This is a genomic window from Halobaculum litoreum (assembly GCF_030127125.1).
Lineage (GTDB): Archaea > Halobacteriota > Halobacteria > Halobacteriales > Haloferacaceae > Halobaculum > Halobaculum litoreum.
Map to the genome: position 1 here is coordinate 127841 of NZ_CP126157.1, position 19413 is coordinate 147253.

The window sequence follows — 19413 nt, forward strand, 5'->3', positions numbered from 1 at the left end:
CGACCGCGGTCAGTTCAGACGCGTTGTCGAGTGGCAGTCCCGTCGAAATACGTGGCTGTTCGGGCATGGATCAGTCCGGTTGATACGGGTTCGTCGGGGTGTCGAGACGGTACACATCGTCGGCAACGTCGAAGCCGTCATCGAACGCGTAGAGATACCCGATCCCCTCGGTTTGCATGTACGCGACGATGCAGGCGTCGACGAGCGACAACTGCTCGTACTGCCGGAAGAGCGCTCTTCCCGTGGCGAACCCGTCTTTCGTCAGCGAGTCGATGTGGACACGAGCGTTTTCTTCGATTCGGTCCAAGAAGTCAGTTGCAGCATCGTGACCCGCGTGCGTCGTGAGCCCGTTGAGCGTCTCTGCGAGCACGTAATCGAGGACGACTGCTTCCGGGAGCGTCCCGTCGTCGATACCACGAAGGAGCGGAAGCGCGTCGTCGTGCGCGCCGTCGCGGCGGTACGCAGCAGCGAAGAGTACGCTCGTGTCGATCAACGCACGCGGCATTAGCGGACGTCCACTCCCCAGGCATCGTGGTCGGACGTGACGTCGGTTTCCTCGTCACCGTCATACCCGTCGAACTCGCTGAAGGTCCCACTCCGCTGTTGCACGACACGAACCCGGAGCGTCCCGTCGTCCTCGATCTGCCAGCGGAGGGTATCACCGTCGTCGATGTCCAGCTCGCGACGGATTCGAGCGGGGATGTTGGCTTGGTTCCCCGAAACCTTGCTCTCGGAATCGACTGTCTCACCGCTCATAGGGCTCCAAAGGGACTCCCCGTACAAAGTAGTGTGCGTGCACACTACACGGACTGCGAACGGTCCCCCAGCCACTTCTCACTGACTACCCGTAGACTGCGCCGCGTCCGGAACGTACGCCGTGGCGAGCCCGTGGCCGTCGACGCGGTCGACGCGCTGGTGGTGGCGCACGTCACAGACGTCCGCGTACGCACAGTAGTCGCAGTTGGCCTTGTCCGCGCCCAACAGCGTCGGATGGTACACCCCCTCGGTCATCGCCTGCGTGATCGTCGTGAGTCGCTCGTCGAGTGTCTCGTGGAGGAACTCGTGGAAGCGGTCCTCGGGGTCGAGGTCCGCCTCGCTCTCGCTGCCGCTCAGATCGAGGTCCTCTACCGGTTCGGCGGCCGGATCGCGGTGGTAGTCGAACAAGCCGGTGGTGCGAGCTCGTCGCAGGGGTGTGCCGCCGCCGTAGCTCGTGTGGAGTCGACTCGTGAACGGCGACGTCGACATGCCCGCACTCGTCGGGATGTCGAGGTCGTAGTACGCCGCGCCGACGGCGTCCACGTCGTCGAGCGCCGCCTCCAACAGGCGCAGATACAGCGGGAGCTGGAAACTGGTCCCGCCACGGATGTCCGCCACCGACGGATACGACCCCGTCTTGTAGTCGATCGCCGTGACCTGCGTCGGCGTCGTCCCGGCGACCACGTCTACACGGTCGACCTTCCCGCGGAAGCGGAAGGGCGCCTCCGGGAGCAGGTCGACCGCCTCACCGCCCAGCAGCGTCACCGGGTCGTCGTCACGGCCGGTCGTCGCGACCGGGTCGTCGATGTGCCCGTCGGCTTCGACGCCGACGTCGGCCTCGACGTACGCCGGGCGAGCGGTGAAGCGACTCGTCTCGTCGGCCAAGCTCCGGAGTGCCCGCACCAACAGCCCCTCGTAGCCGTCGGGACCGTCGTACTCGTTCGTCCCTGCGGGCTCCAGCCCGGCGAACAGCCGCTGGAGCCACCCGTCGTGGAACGCCGTTTCGTGGGCGTGGACGTACGGCCGTTCGATCTCGGCGACCGCCGCGTCGTACATCGCCGTCTGGTGGGCTTCGTCCGTCTCGACCGTCACCGGGTCGCCGGGCGCCGACTGCAGAGAGCGGACGAACCGCGCGAAGATGTTGTGGACGAGGCGCCCGCTGTCGAGCGCATCGAGTTCCAGCGGCTCCGAGTCGGGCTCGTCGAACCCCAACACCGTCTTCGCGTAGAACTTGAACCCGCAGGACGCGTACCGGTCCACCCGTGAGGGACTCAGCGGCGTCGACGCCGCGGCGAACTCCTGAACGGTCTCCGGGGAGAGGTCACCGTCGTAGGCCGTCGTGACCGGACTCCGACGGCCTGCGGCACACGCGACGCCGGCGCGGAGTCGCTCGGTCGGGTCGCCCGCGGCGTTCGTGAGCGCGTCTGCGTCGGCGATGGCATCGACGAGGTCGGTCTCAGCGGTCGTGGGCGCACCGTCGTCGACGACTGGCTGGTCGGCGAGGGCGCCCGCGAGCCGACGTTGGATGTCCTCGCGCGAGCGCGGCGCCACGTCCACGTCGTCGACTTGTTCAGTCGGGATGGCGTCCTCGGCAGTGACGCGGTCGAGTTCCGTGAGGATGTCCGCCGGGACGGTCTCGTCGCCGTCGGTGGTGTACAGCGGGCGTGAGAGGACGACCGTGTCTGCGTCGGCGATCTGGCCACCGATCGCGTGGCGGGCTTGCTGGACGGCGTCGCTCTCGGCGAAGTCCGGATGGGCGTCGTTGACGCTCCGGGCGAACGCGAGCCGTGTCGGGTTGCTCGGCATCCGGTCGTCGGTCAAGCCGAGGACGACCACCGCCTCGACCGAGATGTAGGCCGCCGTACTCGGCGTGCACACGCGGACGTCGTCGGTGGTTCCCGCTTCGACGTCGACCGTCTCCGAGTCGAACGCGGTCTGGAGGCGTTCGGCGAACTCGACTGTCGGTGGGATCGCCGTCCCCTCGAAGGAGTCGACCACGTCGCTGACGCCACGGAGGGCGGCGCGTTCGCGGGCGCCGACCCAGCCCGTCGCGTGGTCGGTCGCCAGCGTCCAGTCGTCAGCGTCGGCATCGATGACGCCGAGGTCACTCAGCAGATCGGTGAGTCGGTCCGGGGCGGTATCAGACGTGCAGTCCGCGAGGCGACCACACCGCTCTTTGAGCCAGTCGATCGCGTCGGCCGTTCCCGGTTCGTCGGTGGCGAGGTACTCACAGAGGGTGTGGAGGTCCGTCGCCTCGAGGGCGCTGCCGGCAGCGAGGACCGTCGCGGCGTCCACGGGGTCGGCGGGCCAGTCGGGGTCGGTGAGCGGGTTATCGACGAGTCGGAGCAGGTCGCGGACGGTCGCGTCGTCGGCGCCGAGGCGGAAGGCGTTGACGAGTACCTCACCCAGTTCGGTGTTCGCGAGGCCGACCTCGCGAGCGATGTGTGGGGAGAGGTCGTACTGGGCTGCGGTCTCGGCGACCTGTTCGGTGCACGCGGCGAGGTCGGGGACGACCACCGCGATCTCTGAAGGTGTCGTTCCCGACCCGATCCACTCCGCGACTTGGCGGAACGTCCCGCGGAGTTCGTGTGCGGCCGTAGGATAGTGGCGGCGTTCGACGCCCGCCTGCTCGATCGTGGATCTCGGGAGCCGGTCGCGGTCGTCGAAACGATACAGTCGTTCGGCAAGCCGGTCCGACGGTCCAGTCGGTGCTGTGGAGACGAACTCGAAGCCGGCGGCCTCGTAGGCTGTTGTCGCACGTTCGACGGCGCGGTCGATGCCTGCGAGGTGGGCTCCATCGGGGTCGCCCGCGACCGGGAGGATGGCGTGTGCGTGGTCGACGACGTCGGCGATCGCGGCGACGAGGTCGCGTTCGAGCGGCGAGAACACGGTGTAGCCACCGAAGACGACTGTCGTCGCCGGCGCGAGTTCAGCCGCGAGGGCGTCGGGGGTGTCGACGACCGTCTGGTAGCGCTCACTCCGGATCGACGGGTGTGTGTCGGTGGCGGTGGCGCCAGCGTGATCCTCGCGGGCGGTCGTGAAGGCAGCGTACAGGTCTGCGAGGGCGTCTCTGGTACGGGGGGCGACGTCGGTGAGGCGGTCGTCATCGCGGACCGCGTCGGCGTCCGTGAGGCCGGCGAACTCCAGCAGTGAAAGGAGGTCCTCCGCTTGGGCGTACGTCTGTGCGCTCGCCGTCGAGCGAGCGGAGACGAGCGGGTGAGTGGCTGGGAGGGTGTCGACCGCCTGTTCGACGAGGCGCAGGCGCGTCTCGGCGGGCAGGGCGTTCGAACGGGTGTGATAGGTGGCGCGTTCGAGCGTGTCGGTGACGAGGTCGTCGAAGGTGCAGACCCGGAGTTGGGTCGCGGGGGCGAACTCGCGCCACGTCCGGCGGATACGTGATGGATCAGCGCTGGCAGGGGCGAGGTAGACGACCGACTCGGGGAGTGGTGGGGCCTCGTCTGTGGCGCGTTCGAGAGCCGCAGCTTCGGCGCCGGAGCGACGAGTGTCGACGTGGGCCTGCCGCGTCATCTATCGTCGCCACACGAGGAGTGGGCTTGAATGTGCGTGTGGTAAGTTGCTCAGCTAGAGAGGCTGGCAGAAAATGAGGCGCGAGAGATGCTTCGACAAATCGTCGCTGAGTCTCGAGAAGACCCTGTCACTCAACCTCCACACACACCCCCTCAAGCACGTACGCATCCCCACTATCCAGCGAGATGTCGTACGTATCCCGCACGGGCCGCTCTGCAACACTGACCACCTCCGCTGATCCGTTGACCATGATCCCGGCGTACGAGCGGATCTTCCTCGACACAGCAGGCCGGATCGCACTCAACACACGGAGCCGACTATTTGCCCCACGAACGCGGATCCCACCCGGCTCCACCACGTATTCGAACCCGAGCCGACTCAACAACTGCTGTAACGCCTTCCGCTGCTCGGGCTTCGTCTGCGTGAACCGGACAGTGTGCCCGTCGAACGAGCCGTCGGTGTCGAACATCCCCGCTAACCACCCACGACAGTAATCGAGATCGTCGACCAGCGCGGGATCGATCGGCAGGACCTCGTCGAGGAGATCCACCTCCTTCCAGATCGTCGTCCGGATCTCGTGGAGGCCGTTGAACTCCCGCCCCTTCCGCTGTAGTCCGTACTCGTCGCGGGCGAACGCGTCGACACGCTCGATGATCGCCTCGTCTTGACACCGCAGGGTGGCGTTCTTCGTCGACTTCGTTTTCACGACACTTCCGTCGCCCGCGAAGGCGCCGTGAACGTACCCATCGCGGTACGCGGGTGAGTGGGGGTCCGGCGTCGGCGTGAGCACGGTCTTGACGCGTTGGCCCGCCCGGAAGCGACAAGCGTCGCGGAAGTCGTGCGTGTACGGCAGGATTCGTGCGTCCTGCCCGACGCAGACAGTCACGTCCTCGGTTTGGATCTCTACCGTCGGTTGACGGACACAGGTCACATCGGTCACCTGTGCCGTGTGGAGCCGACGTTGTGTTTGACCACTCGCAGACGTGACGTGCGTAAGTGACGCGAGCTCATCCCCTTCTGAAACGGTGGAAATGGGCTTCCAACCGAGATCAGCCGTGAGCACGCGCTGGGGAGTTGGTGGGTCGTACGATGCATCTGTGTAAAGCGATTGCTGGTGTTGCATAGCTGGTGTTGTGGGTGGAGGACTGGTCTTGCAAGGACCACTGCGTGGTGCGCCTCAGTAACCGAAAGACGCACCAATCATCTGAAAACAAATACCGGTTACCGTGGACTTGCCGAGCTACTCCGGGTGATTGGTTTCCGTCTTACAGCAGAAGCCGTCGACTCGTTCGGACCCGATCACTCGCCAGCGACAGCCATTGTGTTCGTACTCCAAGAGTTTCCAGTTGTCCCCCTCCGCTATTGGAACGATCTCCAATTTACGTTCGGGACCTGTGGTCGGGTCGACTCGAAGAACGAATGTCGTTTCGGGAGCGTTCGCTCGGATCACTTCTTCGAGAGACACTGGCTCGCTCGGAACGTCATCGTCTGGGTCCATGGTCAGTTGTCACCACCAGTCGAGCCCGGTGAGAAATTGCCGAACAACGCAGGGGCCTTACCCCCGATAGCTCCAGAGTCAGAGGCGAACGTTGGGAGGAGAGTGTCCGCGTCGATGGTGGGGTAATACCGGTTCGTCATTACACCGAATCTTGGAGGATGCCGATATATGAACCTGAAGAGCGAACCTATATATTCCGGGAGATACGGGTGCTTACGCCCGAATTCCAACGATTTTCTTGAGGGTGTGATTCAACCTGAGGACACCTACACGCTCACTGGTTGCGGTCCAAATTTGACCGCGGCGGCCGAGTTTCCCACCCGTCTCAGCGATACGGTCGCTACCGTCGACGCAGTCTCCAAGCATGGCAATACGATCGGCTTCAAATTGCCCACATCTCAGAGGAGTCGGGCGAAAGGTCAACCCACGATTTCTCGCGTCTCTCCGCATGTGATCCTTGTTCGGCCAGCTGGACGTTCTCTCCGTCCGTCTTCTCTTTCATCTCCCGATGGAACTCAACAGGGGTTGCAGACCCGAGAGCCTCAGTGTGTCTCAACGGTACCGAAGTGGATTCCAAGAAGGAATGCGCCGGCGACGAGACAAACCAGTGCTGTCACGGGGGCGAGTTGACTCGCCGCGCAGCGGCTCATGCAGCAGGACGCTCTCGGGCAGACGCAGACGGCGGACTAATTGGTCAATTCCTTCAGTTAGGATCTGAAAGTCGAATTATCACGAGTTTCTCTTCGGACGCAAAGGACGAAGTGGAGGATCTACACAGGTTCGTCGAGGAGATGCAGCAGGAGAATCGGAAGTGAAGACGGATCAGCGTCAGTCTCAGTGGACTGAGTGTAATACTCGGGATTCTGAGCCTGCTCATGTCGACGGCTGTTCTCTGACTGCGCGGATTGTACGGAGGTATTCGACTAGAAAATCACCGTTTGGAAGGCACTGCGTGTGTAACAGCGCAGGTTTCGCCGTTGTTGTTTTTCGCTCGTCCCTGGTTCCACGCCGGCGATGTTCACTCGTCCCGCCGAGCGGAGGGTGGCAAAGCGGGTCGGTCAGAACCCTACGGTTCGTTCGATCGCCGTCACGATTCGGCTCGTGTCCGGGAGGTATGCCTCTTCTCGGGCGAACATCGGGACAGGAACGTCGTATCCGGTTACGCGCTCGACGGGCGCTTCGAGATAGAGGAACGCCTCGTCGGTGACCTGGGCGACGAGTTCGGCGGCCATCCCGGCCGTCCGAGGTGCCTCGTGAACGACGATGCAGCGGCCGGTCTTTCTGACCGATGCGACGACCGTATCGATGTCCATCGGCGAAATCGTGCGGAGGTCGATCACGTCCGCGCTTACCTCCGTCTCCTCAACGGCATCGAGCGTGTCCCTGACCATGCCCCCCCAAGAGATGAGAGTAAGGTCCTCCCCAGTACGGCGGACAGCGGCTGCCCCCAGCGGCTCGACGTACTCCCCTTCGGGAACTGGCTCGCTGGACGCACGGTAAAGTCGCGTCGGCTCCATGAACACGACCGGGTCCGGGTCGCGGATCGCGGCCGTCAGGAGTCCCTTTGTATCAGCCGGGGTCGATGGAACGACCACTTTCAACCCGGGGATATGAGCGAACCCGGCCTCGTAGCTATCGGAGTGGTGTTCGAGCGCCCGGATACCGCCCCCAAACGGCATCCGGATCGTCATCGGACATGAGAGCGTCCCGCGGGTGCGACTCCGGAGTCGACTCGCGTGTTGCTGGAGTTGGTGGAACCCTTGGTAAAGGAACGACTGGAACTGAATCTCTGGGACCGGCCTAAAGCCCGTCGCGGCGAGGCCGATCCCGAGCCCGATGATTCCGGCTTCGGCTAGCGGTGAGTCGTGAACCTGCTCGGGATGGTCTTCAATGAGTCCTTGGGTGGCCCGGAACACACCGCCGTCGATACCCACGTCCTCGCCATAGACGATGACGTCGTCATCACGGGCCAGTTCCTCGTCGAGTGCCTGACTGACCGCTTCGATGATGCGAAGCTGGTTTGCGTCACTCATCGCGCATCACCTTGTACTCGGCGAGTTGGCGTTGTAGCACCGGCGGCATCTCGGCGAACGTGTGCCGAAACATATCGACAGGATCGATCTCCGATTGGCCCTCTTTCGCGCGGTCGATCGCGTCCGCTAGCTCGGCCTCGATCGCCGCGTTGATCTCCTCGATCCGGTTGTCGTCCAGCACGCCCTCGGATCGGAGGTACGTTTCGAATCGCGAGATCGGATCTCGTTGCTCCCAGTCGGCTTCTTCTTCGGCGCTCCGATATACCGACGGGTCGTCGGACGTGGTGTGCATCGACCGGCGGTAGGTTTCAGCCTCGATGAGCACTGGGTTCCCGTTACGGGCTTTTTCGAGTGCTTCGGTCGTCGCGACGTAGACAGCGAGGACATCGTTCCCGTCGACTTGAATTCCCTCGATCCCTGCGGCGACTGCCTTCTGGGCCAGGGTCTCTGCCCGCGTTTGGACACGCCGCGGTGTTGAAATCGCGTACTGGTTGTTCTGACAGAGGAAGACGGTCTGTGCATCGTACGCGCCGGCGAAATTCAGGGCCTCGTAGACGTCGCCCGTGCTGGTCGCCCCGTCGCCGAAGTACGTGATTGTCGCGGCGTTCTCTCCGCGAAGCGCCTTCCCCCAGCCGATTCCGGTCGCGTGAAGCGCCTGTGACCCGACGGGGATCGATGGCGGCATGAGATTCGATCCCTCCGGGATCTCGGCGCCCTCTTCCATTCCCATCGCATACCAGAGGATCTTGTGCATCGGGCTTCCGCGCATCAGATAGACGATTTGCTCGCGGAACGCGGGAACGATCCAGTCCCCTGCATCGAGTGCAGCCGCGCTGCCCACCTGTGCGGCCTCCTGTCCGATCGCCGGCGCGTACGTGCCGAGCTCACCCCGTCGCTGAAGCGCGATGGCACGTTCGTCCAGTCGCCGTGACCGGCGCATCTGTCGATATAGGTCAATGAGGGTTTCGTCTGTGAGGTCCGGGACTAGGTCCTCGTCGGCCGACCCGTCCTTATCGAGAATTCGGATCGAATCGATAGTGAATTCCGCGGTAGTAGATCGTGGCATCTGTCCACAAAGATGTACGTCGGCGATATAGTTTGTTGGGCAGCGCTCCCCACCGCTCTCTCACGGGCAGCGGAATCGGTCGGTTCCCCACGAAGACCGCTCGACAGACCGTACTTACAACGATGAAGAGTTAGATCAGTAGTCGACGGATCGGCCGCTGTTCAGGAGTGCTGAATGGGGGTTCTGTATCTAACACCGTCCACGAATTTACAGAAACACAAGTCTGTCAAGCTTGGTCAGCGTTCGGAGGTCCGCACGGGCCGAATTTCCGTCTCGGTGGCGGTCGCGGTTCGAAGCCGGGTGAGGTTCGGTCGGTCCCGCCCCGACGACGCAAGCACCGCAGGGAACGAAGTGACCGAGGAGCGCAGCGAGGCGCGGCGGGTCGACCGGGCCGACTCCCGGCTCGGGCTGCTGCACCACGGGCCCCGCGGTCGCGTTCGCGGCCGCAACGATCGCAACGTCAGACGTATATCGAGTATCTGGTACATCGACGGATCAAGTAATGCCCATCCAGGGGAGGAGGACGTCGACGACGACCCGCCGATCTCCATCTTCCCCTATGGGGCTGGTGCCACTACCACCCCCACTCCCGACGTCTTGATCCGAGGTCTTCCCTATGGGGCCCTGGGGCAACAACCCACCCTTGACACACGGGCACCCACCCCCACGACGACCCCACCCACACCACCCGCTGGGCGGGGCGGCTCGTGCTGGGGCGGCACCCCCACGACGACCCCCCACGCGAAGCCCTTTCGAACGACTCCACTCCGCCCCCACTCGTGGACGTCGCGACCGACGTTCGGCCACGTCGATCCGAGCCAGTCTGGGCTGGCGACTGCTTCTCACCCAGCCGGGGATCCGGACGGCCACTCGACTGGCCCAGTGTCGTTTCTCTCGGAAATCCGATATAGGCCTCGGCCCTCTCTCGACTCGCCCAGGTGACTGGAGTCACTCGGACGATCCCCGAGTTCGACGTCGTCGAACACCCGACCTCCAGCTGGGGCCGACTGCCCAAAGTCGGCCTGTCGATCCACCTCGACTCCCACTCACTCATACTCGAACCCACCCCCCACTCAGTCGCTATCGGCGACCACCCGATCTGCGATGGCAGGGCCAACCCCCCACTCGGCGGTCGGCGTCAGCCGGCCTCCCGCGTCGACGCTCGGCCAACCCCCCAGCCTCTCAGAAGCTATGAAAGCAAACTGGTACAATGTAGGCCCCACTGGCCACCTGGCGGTGCGGACATCGATGATGGCCAGTCGGCCACTGAGACAGGAGCTTTCTGCTCCGTAACCACATATAGGGGGTTATTCAATACGGTCGTTATATACCCCCTCCCCCAGCCGGAAGTGCGGAATAAAGGTCGACAGAGAGTTCCCATAGTGAATTGGCTCTGACTATACTGAGGACTTCGAATTCAAAGGTAAGAGAGGTTTAATAACTCGGATGTATCATTCCCCCTGCCCATCCGTACTTACCCCCCTGCCCACCCCCCTGCCCACCCCCCTGCCCGGCACCGCCGTATGCCATTCTACGATTTACCCGCACAAGATAATATCATATGTTTGTCTTACAAAGGTATCTTTTGGGGGTGGGCAGGGGGTTACCCCGACGCCGTATGGTTATTTTCATGATTTGACCACCGGCACCCCCTTGCCCACCCCCCTGCCCCCCCCCTGCCCACCGGATGTACCGTATATCAGAAAACGGACGGATACACTGAGCCAAGGGTTCGTGCGCTCACTTCCCGAACACGCTGTTAGTCGAGTACGGTTCCAGTGACTTCGTGACGATCGTGTTCATCCCACTGAACAAGAGGTGAATTAGGGCGGGACGTTACCCGCGCCAACAACATCGGAATCAGTGTAGTTTGACTCATCGATTACCTGCTGCCAAACGTTCGGAGAGGAGTACCGAAAGGATGTCTGGAAGACCATCATACCCCACAATTTTAATTGTGGGGTACTGTAGCTACGTCACCGGAAACTACCAGATTGTATATGTATTTGTTAGAACGACGACCGCTGTCCGGGAGCTGGGGAATTTTTGTCTGACTGATCCTTGGATCGGGTGGGTCGCATCGAATTTCTGGGCGAGGTATTCCCATCTCGATAAGTTCCTGAGGCACCAGCCTTAGCTGAATCGGACTACATACATGGGCCGATGGCGGTCCATTGTTACACGAACACTGTGGTGGATGAATTGGCCGATTTTACTGGCCTTCTCGTGGTGGAAATCGGGTCGAGATGAGAGGGTCAATCAATGACTTGACGATGGGATATTGAATTCAGTCAAGTCGGGTAGGATCCTCTAGAGGGTATCCATTAGGCGTTCATCATGCGACAGCCTCTAGAGCCAGAAGGTCGAAGTTCCCCCCACGAGCTGGAACAACTCTCGCCGATATGAATGAGCCAAATTCTATATCAGAAATATGGTAAAATCGGTTCGATCAACTCATAGCATAGTTTCAATCCTCGCTAGACTCAGGGGATTGCTCCCAGAGTTCCCACCCGCTATCAGTGAGGGTGGAACCAATAATCCAACTCCTCTTGGGTCCACCGAACCTTCTCCGCTCCTTGGAAGCTTCCGCAGCCTCCACGATCTCATTGATGTCCGAGTTGTGCTTGCTTTCGGTATCGTTCAACCGGCAGAACTGTTGGTAAGCGGCGAACGCTACTCGGGACTTAACTCTTGGAGCGTTCTCCTCATTTGCGTCGTCAACTTCGATCCCCTCGGTCATGTGCTGCTCCGCGAAGACCTGAATCGAGTCCTCTTTCGTGAGGCCGTTGACGAGCAGATCGTCTTGAACTATCTTCTTTCTGATATTGGAATCGATCCCGTATTCCTCGGCGAACGCATCGACGGTCGCGTTCCATTTTTCGTCGTCGACGATCTCGTCGCGACTCCAACTCTCGCGATCCTTCGGCTCGTGCTCGACCGGCTGGATGTCCTCACTCGACGCGGTGCCAAGTTCGATCGCAGCCTCGTTGAACAGGGCCATCGGCACCTTCGCATCGTCACTTAGAATCGTCGTGGGATCCTTGATACGAACCCAGGTGTGGAGCTGCTCCTCAGCGGTGAATTCACCCTCCGGATCATGGGGGGGTCGGACCCCCACCATGCACGCCATGTACGAGAGGGGGGTGTACGAGATTTTCTCGTGCTTGTGGTCGAACGCGAAGTCCCGATCGAGGACGATGAAGTAATTCGACGACGCGCCCGAATCGCCGAGCGGGTTCGGTCCGCGCTCGCCAACCTCCATCCCGGTCAGGCCGGTGATGGTCTGCTCGTAGAACTCGTTGCGACGCCCGCGGCGGGCTCCGCTCGATCCATCTTCATCCTCCCCGAACGAGCTCTCGAAGTCGGTCGACGCGCTCGCCGAGGGCCGCGGCAGGAGGTCGTCGTAGGCGTCGTGCGCGGTCGGGTGGGTGATGGTGTGTCCCTCGAACATCGACTCCAACAGCAGGCTGTCAGGCCCGCTCTTGTCGTCGCTGTGAGCCTCCACCGTCTCGAGGCGCCTCCACTCGCGGTGGATGCTCTCGGCGCTCTGGACGGCGACGTGACGCCCAAGGGCGAGGTAGGAGCCGAGCCCGCTGGTCGCGAGCGACGTGGGCCGGTAGTCGTCGACGTCGACACCCGCCTGTTCGAGGACGTCCTTCCATCCGTTCCCGTCGTCACCGCCGGTCGCGAACGCCGTCTTCGCGTCCGCGTAGGCGGCGAACTCCTCGAACGGGAGCCGCGGGATCCCGTGGTCGTCGTCGTACTCGATGATCGCCAGCAACTCGTCGGTGTCCAGGCCCGAACCTGCGTAGTCGAGGTGCGGGTACTCGCTGAACCGCTCTACGATGTCGCTCTCGTCGGGCTCGCTGTCGGTGTCCTCGACACCGCCGAGCCCGCGGACGCCACCTTCGCCGACGTCCTGCTCGTCAGGGTCGAACTCCTCGGGCGCGTGGTGCTCCTCGAGGTACCCCTCCAACTGGTCGCCGAACACGTCGTCGAACGCGCGGCGGGTGGCGATGATGTCCAACAGCTCCTCCTCGCTGGCCGAGAGACCGTCCGTCTGCGCCGCCGCGGCCGCCGGCGGCCGCTCGACACCTGCGGTGCCACCCACGTCCTCCAGCCCCGTCTCGCCGTCTGCATGGCGCCACGACTCCAACAGGTGCGACAGGTGCGGGAGCGGCGGGGCGACCTCGTAGAGGCGCTACGAGAGGTAGTCGTCGAGGTCCACCTTCCGCCCGGCGATCCGGGGGATTTCGATGAGGAACGCACCGACGCCGGCGTCGTCCAACGCCTTCGCCGTCTTGAGCGCCCCCTTCTCTCCGGGTGCGACGCCACCGAAGTAGAGCAGGTACACGGAGGGCGGGATGGAACACCGAATGTCCCCGATTCACATCACGGCGATGAATCGGCGCGCCCGTCGAACACCGAAGTGAACCGGACGAGCAGCGCGACCACGACCGCGATCCCCAACGTCGGATACTCGACATTGACGACCAGCCACTTCAGCGATTCCGAGCCGTTCATCAGCGTGATCAAGACCGTCGGGTAGTCTTCGGGATTCGTGTAGATGAGAATGACCCAGAAGTTCTCCAGCGAATCGAGCAGCCGAGAAACCATCGTCAGTCCCATGCCGACCTTCGGGATCAGCGCGAGTCTTTCGTGGGATGCCAGCGTCCGTAGGGCGATCGAGTGGAGGGAGAAGAACAGGAAGAACCCCGCGACGATGAAGACGTAATCCAAGACCGAGAGCAACATGACCGCATCGAGCACCGGCTCGAAGGCCCGCAGTATCGTGTCCACTTCCGCGCGTGTCGTCGCCTCCTGCAAGTCGCTCGTGGAGTAGCCCGACGTCTCGATCCGGCGAGTCACCGGAACGAATCCGAACGCGATCACCCCGACGAAGACGCAAAACGAGACGGCAGCGGCGCTGCCGTGGGTTCTCACGGAGACGGCGTCCGCGTACCGTTCGAACGGTCGAAAGAGTGGTTCAAGCACCTGCATACGGAAGATGGATCGTACCCACGGTTCCAGCACCCGAAATACTCACCGCTCGCGTCGGGGCTGATCTGCTCTCCCGTGGAACAAGCAGTCGCGGGGACTACGCAACGGTCTGGTCGATGCCCCTGACGAACTCGGAAGCGCGCTGTGACCCGATGAGAACCGTCCGGCCGTCGGTCCGCTCGATCAACACACCCTCGGTACCGCTGACGTTGTACGCGATCTTTCCGGGGGCCCAGCGGATCCCCCACCCGCCGAACTCGCGGAGGGGGCCGTACGATGTGGCTTCGTAGTGCTCGATCTCCGCCCACGGGAAGCGGCGAAACGAGCGGTGGATCGGCCACATCTTCACGTACACACCGTCCTCACGGACCTCACTCTGGAGCCGGAGGCTGTAGACGAGCGCGGCGACCGCACCCACGATCAGGAGACCGACCCACGAGAGGGGCCCAGTAGCGAGCATGAGCACGGCGGTTCCGCCGAGGACCGCCCAGATCCACGGCTGGCGGAACCGCTGGACTTCACGAAACAGTGGTTGTTGTTCCATACCTATCCGATACTGAATAGTTCGCACGCAGTAATGACTGCTCCGGCGAACAGGGGCGGCTCACGGCAGTCTGGAGCCGCCGGGAGTCGACCGGAGAGGGACCATCTCGAAGCCGTCGACCGGCGAGTCGGCCACGAGACCGCGAGGGTCACCGGACGACCGAATCCGTCACCCGACGGCCGTCCACCTCGATCTCGAACCCGCCGTCGGCGCCGACGACGGTGACCGACAGCAGCTCCCCGGTGAACTCGAAGACGTCGCCCGCGTTGTCGCCGGTCGTGCCCTTGATGACCGCGACGCCGCCGCGCGACCGCACTTGATCGCCGTCGTCGGCGGCGTTGTCGTCCGATTCGGACTTCTCGGCCTCCCCGTCGACCACGGCAGTGTAGCCGAACTGGTTGTCCGCGGTCGAGAGGATCGCCAACAGACTCCCGTCGCCTTCGATGGCGGTGCCGGAGGCGTACCCCTCCAGCGGGCCGTCGCCGCCGGGGAGCGGGGAGACGATCTCGTCGATCGGGGTCAGCCGTTCGTCGAGGTAGCAGTTCACCGCCGTGTCGTCGTCGAACGTGTCCACGTCGAGCAGGCGGACCCGACCGTCGACGAGGTAGCGGTCGCCGCGGAAGGCGAAGGGGCCAGCGTCGTCGGCCATCGGGCCCGTGTCGTCGGTGACGCGGAGGTAGCCGCCGGAGGTCTCGACCGGGAGATCGAGGGTGTCGCCGACGAAGACGCCGCCAAAGCGGTCCGGCTCGAGCGTGCCGTCGACGGTCACGGTGTAGTCGACGGGTCCGTTCGCGGTGATCGTCAGCGAGTGGTCGTCGACGTCGCGGAACCGCCGGACGCGGCCGACGGTCGTGTTCCTGCCGTCGAGGTAGACGTTGTAGTCGGTGCGCGAGGAGCGCGGGTCGACGTCGAACTCCTCGACGGCGCCGCTGAACACGAAGCGGTCGCCGCGGAAGTTCGTCGGCCCCGCGTTCTCTGCGCGCGGCCCGGTGTCGTTCGCGTACGAGAACACCCCGTCGGCGATTTCCTCCGGGTCGTCGTTGTCGTCGGCCGCGAAGTCGCCGCCGTACCGGTCGGGCTCGACCGTGCCCTCGACGGCCAGCGTGTACTCGATAGGTCCGTTCGCCGTGATCATGACCGTCCGACGGCGGCCGGTCCCGCCGTCGGGGTCGTCCCCACAGTCGGCGTCGTCGGGGATGTCGAGCGTGGTGGTGTCCCGCTCCAGGCCCAACTCGGGGTCGGCGACGGTGACGGTGAGCTCGCGGCGCTCGCCCGCGCCGGCGTCGGTGTCGTAGCGGAGGACGTACGCGGTCGTCACCAACTCCCTGATCCGGCGGAGGACCTCACTGAAGCTCCCGCCACGGATGTCGATCCACAGCCCGTCCACCCGGTCGGCGAGCACCCTGATGCTCGAGGTGGGGTCGCTCTGGTCGGGGGAGACGGCGACGAAGGCGACGCCGCTCTCGCGGACCCGCCGCGCGACGTCGTCGATCGTCAGGTCCGACACGCCCGAGACGTCCCCGTCGTAATGGGCGAGCGCGTCGGTGATCACGACGACGACCTTCTGTGCGGCGGGGCGGAAGTCGAGATCGAGCGTCCGTGCGATCCCGTCGAAACTGTTCTCGCGACGGGGACTGGTGCCGCCCCCGCCGGGTCGGAGGCGGTCGACAGCCGTGCCGAACGCGGCGGTGTCGGCGGTGAGGTCGCGTTCCACGCGGACCCGCTCGCGGAAGGACACGAGCCCGTAGCGCGCGTCGATCCCGGCGTCCTCGATCGCGTCGGTGAGGTCGCGCACCTCGCGTTGCATCCGGACGATCTCGTCCTCCATGCTGCCGCTGTTGTCGAAGGCGAACGCGATGTCGGCCGCCGAACTGGTGAAGCCGAACTCCTCGATGGGCTGCTCGACGCCGTCCTCGATGACGGTGAACTGGTCGACGTCGAGTTCCCCACTCCGCCCCGGATCGCTGTTGACGGCGACGTTCACGAGGACCGACGGACAGTCGGTCGGGTCCACGCTGAGAATGTCGAGGTACGGGGTTTGCCGACCGCCCCGAACGCGCCGCACGAACGGGACCGTCCCGACACCGAGCGCCGCCGTCTTGAGCGTCGCCCGTCGCCCGAGCGCGAGCCATTCGTCCGGGTCGTGCCCCCGCAGCCGCCGGTCCCGACCGTCCGCATCGGAGGATGGGGAGTTCATGTCTATTCTGCAACTGTTCTCCGAACTGCGGCAAATTCGTACTTGCAGGTCGTCGGTCGGTCGGGATCCCGATTCACGCCACCAGATTGCGCGTTTCGATATTTCACGCCACGCGTGGGGGTATTTCAGTCGGCTCGGGGTGCGGCCCCCGCCCGGGACCACCGGGGCGTCCTCGTGGGCAATCGAGAGCTGGTCGTCGCGTCCATCGGTGTTATGTCTCCGGTCGAACACACACGACTGTGCGCCCTCGTATCCCCGCTACGGAAGCCCTCCCCGTCGCGACCGCGGTGACGGCCGCCGGTGTCCTCGGCGTATTGCAGCCGCTGGTGTGGCCGTCCGCACCCGGCGGCGGCATCGCGCTCGCCCTGCTTACCGGCGTCGTCGCGTGGGTCCTCGCCGGGCAGGTGCCCGCGCAGTTGGAGACCGCCGTCGCACGAAAAGCCGACCTCGTGCTCGGACTCGTCATCGCAGCCCCGGCCACCGCAGTCGTCGTGGCGGCGGCGACGGGCCGGTTCGGACTCGCGCGGGCGACCGTCGTCCGGGCGCTCGTCGCGCTCGGCACCGCGATCGTTCCGGTGATCGTGGGGACGGGCTCCCGAGCCCAACAGCGTGTGCGGACGGAAGCAGCGCACGCGACCGCCGAGGCGAGGCTGGTCTATCGGTGGCACGGGCTCGCGATCCCCGTCGGCGTCGTGCCGGTGTTCGTCGTCGTTTCGGCGGCGTTGGGGGAGGTGAGCGTCGGGGGCGCGGTCGGGATCGGGATCGGGATGGTCATCGCGGCGCGGTTCGGCGGCGACCACACGCAGGAACTGACCGTCGTCGACTCGGCCGTCGTGTTCGATAAAGAGCGGTCGCTCGGCGCCACGTACGTCCCGTGGTCCCGGCTCTCCGTCGCGGTTCGTGACGACACAGTCCGACTGCGGCGGCGATACTACGTCCACAGCGAGTACCGCGTGTCGTGTGCCGATTCGGCGGCAGCCGAGGAGCTGGCCCGGACCATCGACCACACGCGCCAGCCCCGGAGCCACCATTGATCGACCGTCTCCGGGGGCCGGTGAGTGCCGCTCGGTCGTCCGTCAGTGGACGGATCGCCCGTCTCGATACCGAGGAGCCGTTGCGATGACCCGGTCCCTCATCCGCCGTGACCTCGCCGAGGCGGCCGCACTCCTCGTCGTCTGTGTGTTCCTCGGGGTAGCGGTCACCGTTCTCGGGTACGCGGGCGTCCGGGAGGCCCTCCTCGGCGGTGCCACGGTCGGACTGTTCGCGGCCCGGATCCGACTCCAGTTCGTCGCGGAACGAACCGACACCGGTATCGTTCGCCGACGGACCAGGGCCGGCGAATCGGTCGCGAAAGCCCTGAACGGGATCGAGTACCCCGCCGTGTACGACCGATACCTCGCGGTCCTGTGCCTCTGTGTCGCCGCCGGTGCGATAGTTGCCATCCCCGTCGTCGAACCGAGCCCCCGGGTGACCATCTACCTCGTCGTCACGGCCGTCGTGGGGTTCGTCTCGGCGGGGGCAGCCTACGGCCTCGCGTCCATCCGGGCAGGGAAAGCGTGACGGCGGTCGGGTGTGTCGCGGGCGTCGAGCGGTTCGACGCACGCGTCCGGGTCGAACCGTTCTCCGAGAACAGGTAGTAGCTCGTGGTGAGTGGTCGACCGGGATACCGAGCTATTCGCTCGGTGCGATACGGTAGATCGGCGCCTCGTCGGCGTCGACCGCCACGTAGAGGTGTCCCGAAACCGGCGACATCGTCACGTCGCGGAGCCGCTGGCCGCGGTCCAACAGCGGCGTCACCTCCGTCACCTCTCGGCCGTCGACCGTGAAGTGCGCGAGGTACTGCTTCGCGGTGCCGGCGACGAACAGGTCGCCCTGCCAGTCGGGGAACGCGTCCCCGTCGTAGAAGGTGGTGCCGCTCGGCGGGAACCCCCCGCTCCCGCAGGGCCACCCGTAGACGGGCGCGATCACGTCGTCGCGTTCCTCGTGCGGGACGCCGACCGCATCGTCGCTGCCGTACGCACAGGAGTTGTCCGCAACGGGCCAGCCGTAGTTCCCGCCCGCCTCGAGGACGTTGATCTCGTCGCCGTCGCGCTCGCCGTACTCCGTCTCCCACACCGCGCCGGTCTCGGGGTGGACCGTCAGTCCCTGCGGATTCCGATTGCCGTATGTGAACACCGCGTCCGAGGCGTCCGAGTCGTCGACGAACGGGTTCGACTCGGGGATCGACCCGTCGTCGGCGAGGCGCAACACCGACCCGAGGTCGTTGTCCAACTGTTGTGCGACGTGGTCCGGGCCGAAGTTCTTGAACTGTCGGTCGCCGACGCTGACGTACAGGTACCCCTCGGGGTCGAACACCGCTCGGGAGCCGAAGTGGCCCGTCGACTCGACGAACGGGCGAGCGGTGTAGATCGGTTCGAACTCCGCGAGGCGACCTTCGTCGCGCTCCAGCCGGCCGCGACCGACGCGCGTCGTCGATCCGCCGTCCCCCGCGACCGAGTAGGTGAGGTAGACGAACCGGTTCGTGTCGAACTCCGGGTGGAGGGTCACGTCCAGCAAGCCGCCCTGGCCCCGAGCGTACACGTCCGGAACGCCCGCCAACTCCGTTCGGTCGTCGCCATCGAGGTCCGCCAGCAGGAGCTCGCCGTCCTGCTCGGTCACCAGCAACCCGGACTCGTCGGGGAGGAACGCGAGCCCCCACGGACTCTCGACGTCGGTCACCGCTTCGGTGATCTCGACGTCGGGAGCTGCGGCCGACCCGTCCCCGGAGTCGCCCCGACCGCCCCCCGTCGA

At 64.7% G+C, this 19413-nt stretch carries 14 protein-coding genes; 2 read left to right on the forward strand and 12 right to left on the reverse strand.

All coding sequences use genetic code 11. The features are described from left to right. Positions 1-70 precede the first annotated feature (70 nt). From P0R35_RS15640 to P0R35_RS15690, 11 genes are all read right to left on the reverse strand, one after another. A complete protein-coding gene (locus P0R35_RS15640) occupies positions 71-505 on the reverse strand; it encodes a PIN domain-containing protein (protein ID WP_284014883.1) in 435 nt (144 codons plus the stop codon). Then, a complete protein-coding gene (locus tag P0R35_RS15645) occupies positions 505-756 on the reverse strand; it encodes an AbrB/MazE/SpoVT family DNA-binding domain-containing protein (RefSeq protein WP_284014884.1) in 252 nt (83 codons plus the stop codon). Before P0R35_RS15645 ends, P0R35_RS15640 begins: the two co-directional genes overlap by 1 nt. 78 nt (positions 757-834) lie before the next feature. Then, positions 835-4284, reverse strand: a complete 3450-nt coding sequence (locus P0R35_RS15650; RefSeq protein WP_284014885.1) for a PD-(D/E)XK nuclease family protein — start codon at positions 4282-4284, stop codon at positions 835-837. Positions 4285-4411: 127 nt separating this feature from the next. Next, complete coding sequence (locus tag P0R35_RS15655) at positions 4412-5224, reverse strand: LAGLIDADG family homing endonuclease (RefSeq protein ID WP_284014886.1); 813 nt, start codon at positions 5222-5224, stop codon at positions 4412-4414. Between the two features lie 1616 nt (positions 5225-6840). Further along, positions 6841-7815, reverse strand: coding sequence for an alpha-ketoacid dehydrogenase subunit beta (locus P0R35_RS15660; RefSeq protein WP_284014705.1), 975 nt, complete (start codon positions 7813-7815; stop codon positions 6841-6843). Continuing rightward, positions 7808-8881: a pyruvate dehydrogenase (acetyl-transferring) E1 component subunit alpha gene (pdhA, locus tag P0R35_RS15665; RefSeq protein ID WP_284014706.1), complete on the reverse strand. Its 1074-nt coding sequence runs from the start codon at positions 8879-8881 to the stop codon at positions 7808-7810. Before pdhA ends, P0R35_RS15660 begins: the two co-directional genes overlap by 8 nt. A 2467-nt stretch (positions 8882-11348) precedes the next feature. Beyond that, positions 11349-12992 (reverse strand): hypothetical protein, encoded by a 1644-nt coding sequence (locus P0R35_RS15670; RefSeq protein ID WP_284014707.1) that lies wholly within the window; start codon positions 12990-12992, stop codon positions 11349-11351. Positions 12993-13082: 90 nt separating this feature from the next. Further along, positions 13083-13235 carry a hypothetical protein gene (locus tag P0R35_RS15675; protein WP_284014708.1) on the reverse strand — a complete coding sequence of 51 codons (153 nt, stop codon included), beginning with the start codon at positions 13233-13235 and terminating at the stop codon, positions 13083-13085. Positions 13236-13273: 38 nt separating this feature from the next. Then, positions 13274-13882 (reverse strand): hypothetical protein, encoded by a 609-nt coding sequence (locus P0R35_RS15680; protein ID WP_284014709.1) that lies wholly within the window; start codon positions 13880-13882, stop codon positions 13274-13276. A 97-nt stretch (positions 13883-13979) separates the two neighbouring features. After that, on the reverse strand, positions 13980-14426 hold the full coding sequence (locus tag P0R35_RS15685; protein WP_284014710.1) for a hypothetical protein: 447 nt from the start codon (positions 14424-14426) through the stop codon (positions 13980-13982). Positions 14427-14574: 148 nt separating this feature from the next. Then, the gene (locus tag P0R35_RS15690) at positions 14575-16440 is read right to left on the reverse strand and encodes a vWA domain-containing protein (protein ID WP_284014711.1); all 1866 of its coding nucleotides are present in this window, start codon (positions 16438-16440) and stop codon (positions 14575-14577) included. Between the two features lie 422 nt (positions 16441-16862). Between P0R35_RS15690 and P0R35_RS15695 the strand changes: the two genes are divergently transcribed. After that, complete coding sequence (locus P0R35_RS15695; protein WP_284014712.1) at positions 16863-17657, forward strand: hypothetical protein; 795 nt, start codon at positions 16863-16865, stop codon at positions 17655-17657. Between the two features lie 85 nt (positions 17658-17742). Beyond that, positions 17743-18183: a hypothetical protein gene (locus tag P0R35_RS15700; RefSeq protein ID WP_284014713.1), complete on the forward strand. Its 441-nt coding sequence runs from the start codon at positions 17743-17745 to the stop codon at positions 18181-18183. 111 nt (positions 18184-18294) lie between these two features. Here P0R35_RS15700 and P0R35_RS15705 read toward each other — a convergent pair whose 3' ends face one another. Beyond that, a complete protein-coding gene (locus P0R35_RS15705; protein WP_321170464.1) occupies positions 18295-19341 on the reverse strand; it encodes a PQQ-dependent sugar dehydrogenase in 1047 nt (348 codons plus the stop codon). Positions 19342-19413: the final 72 nt, after the last annotated feature.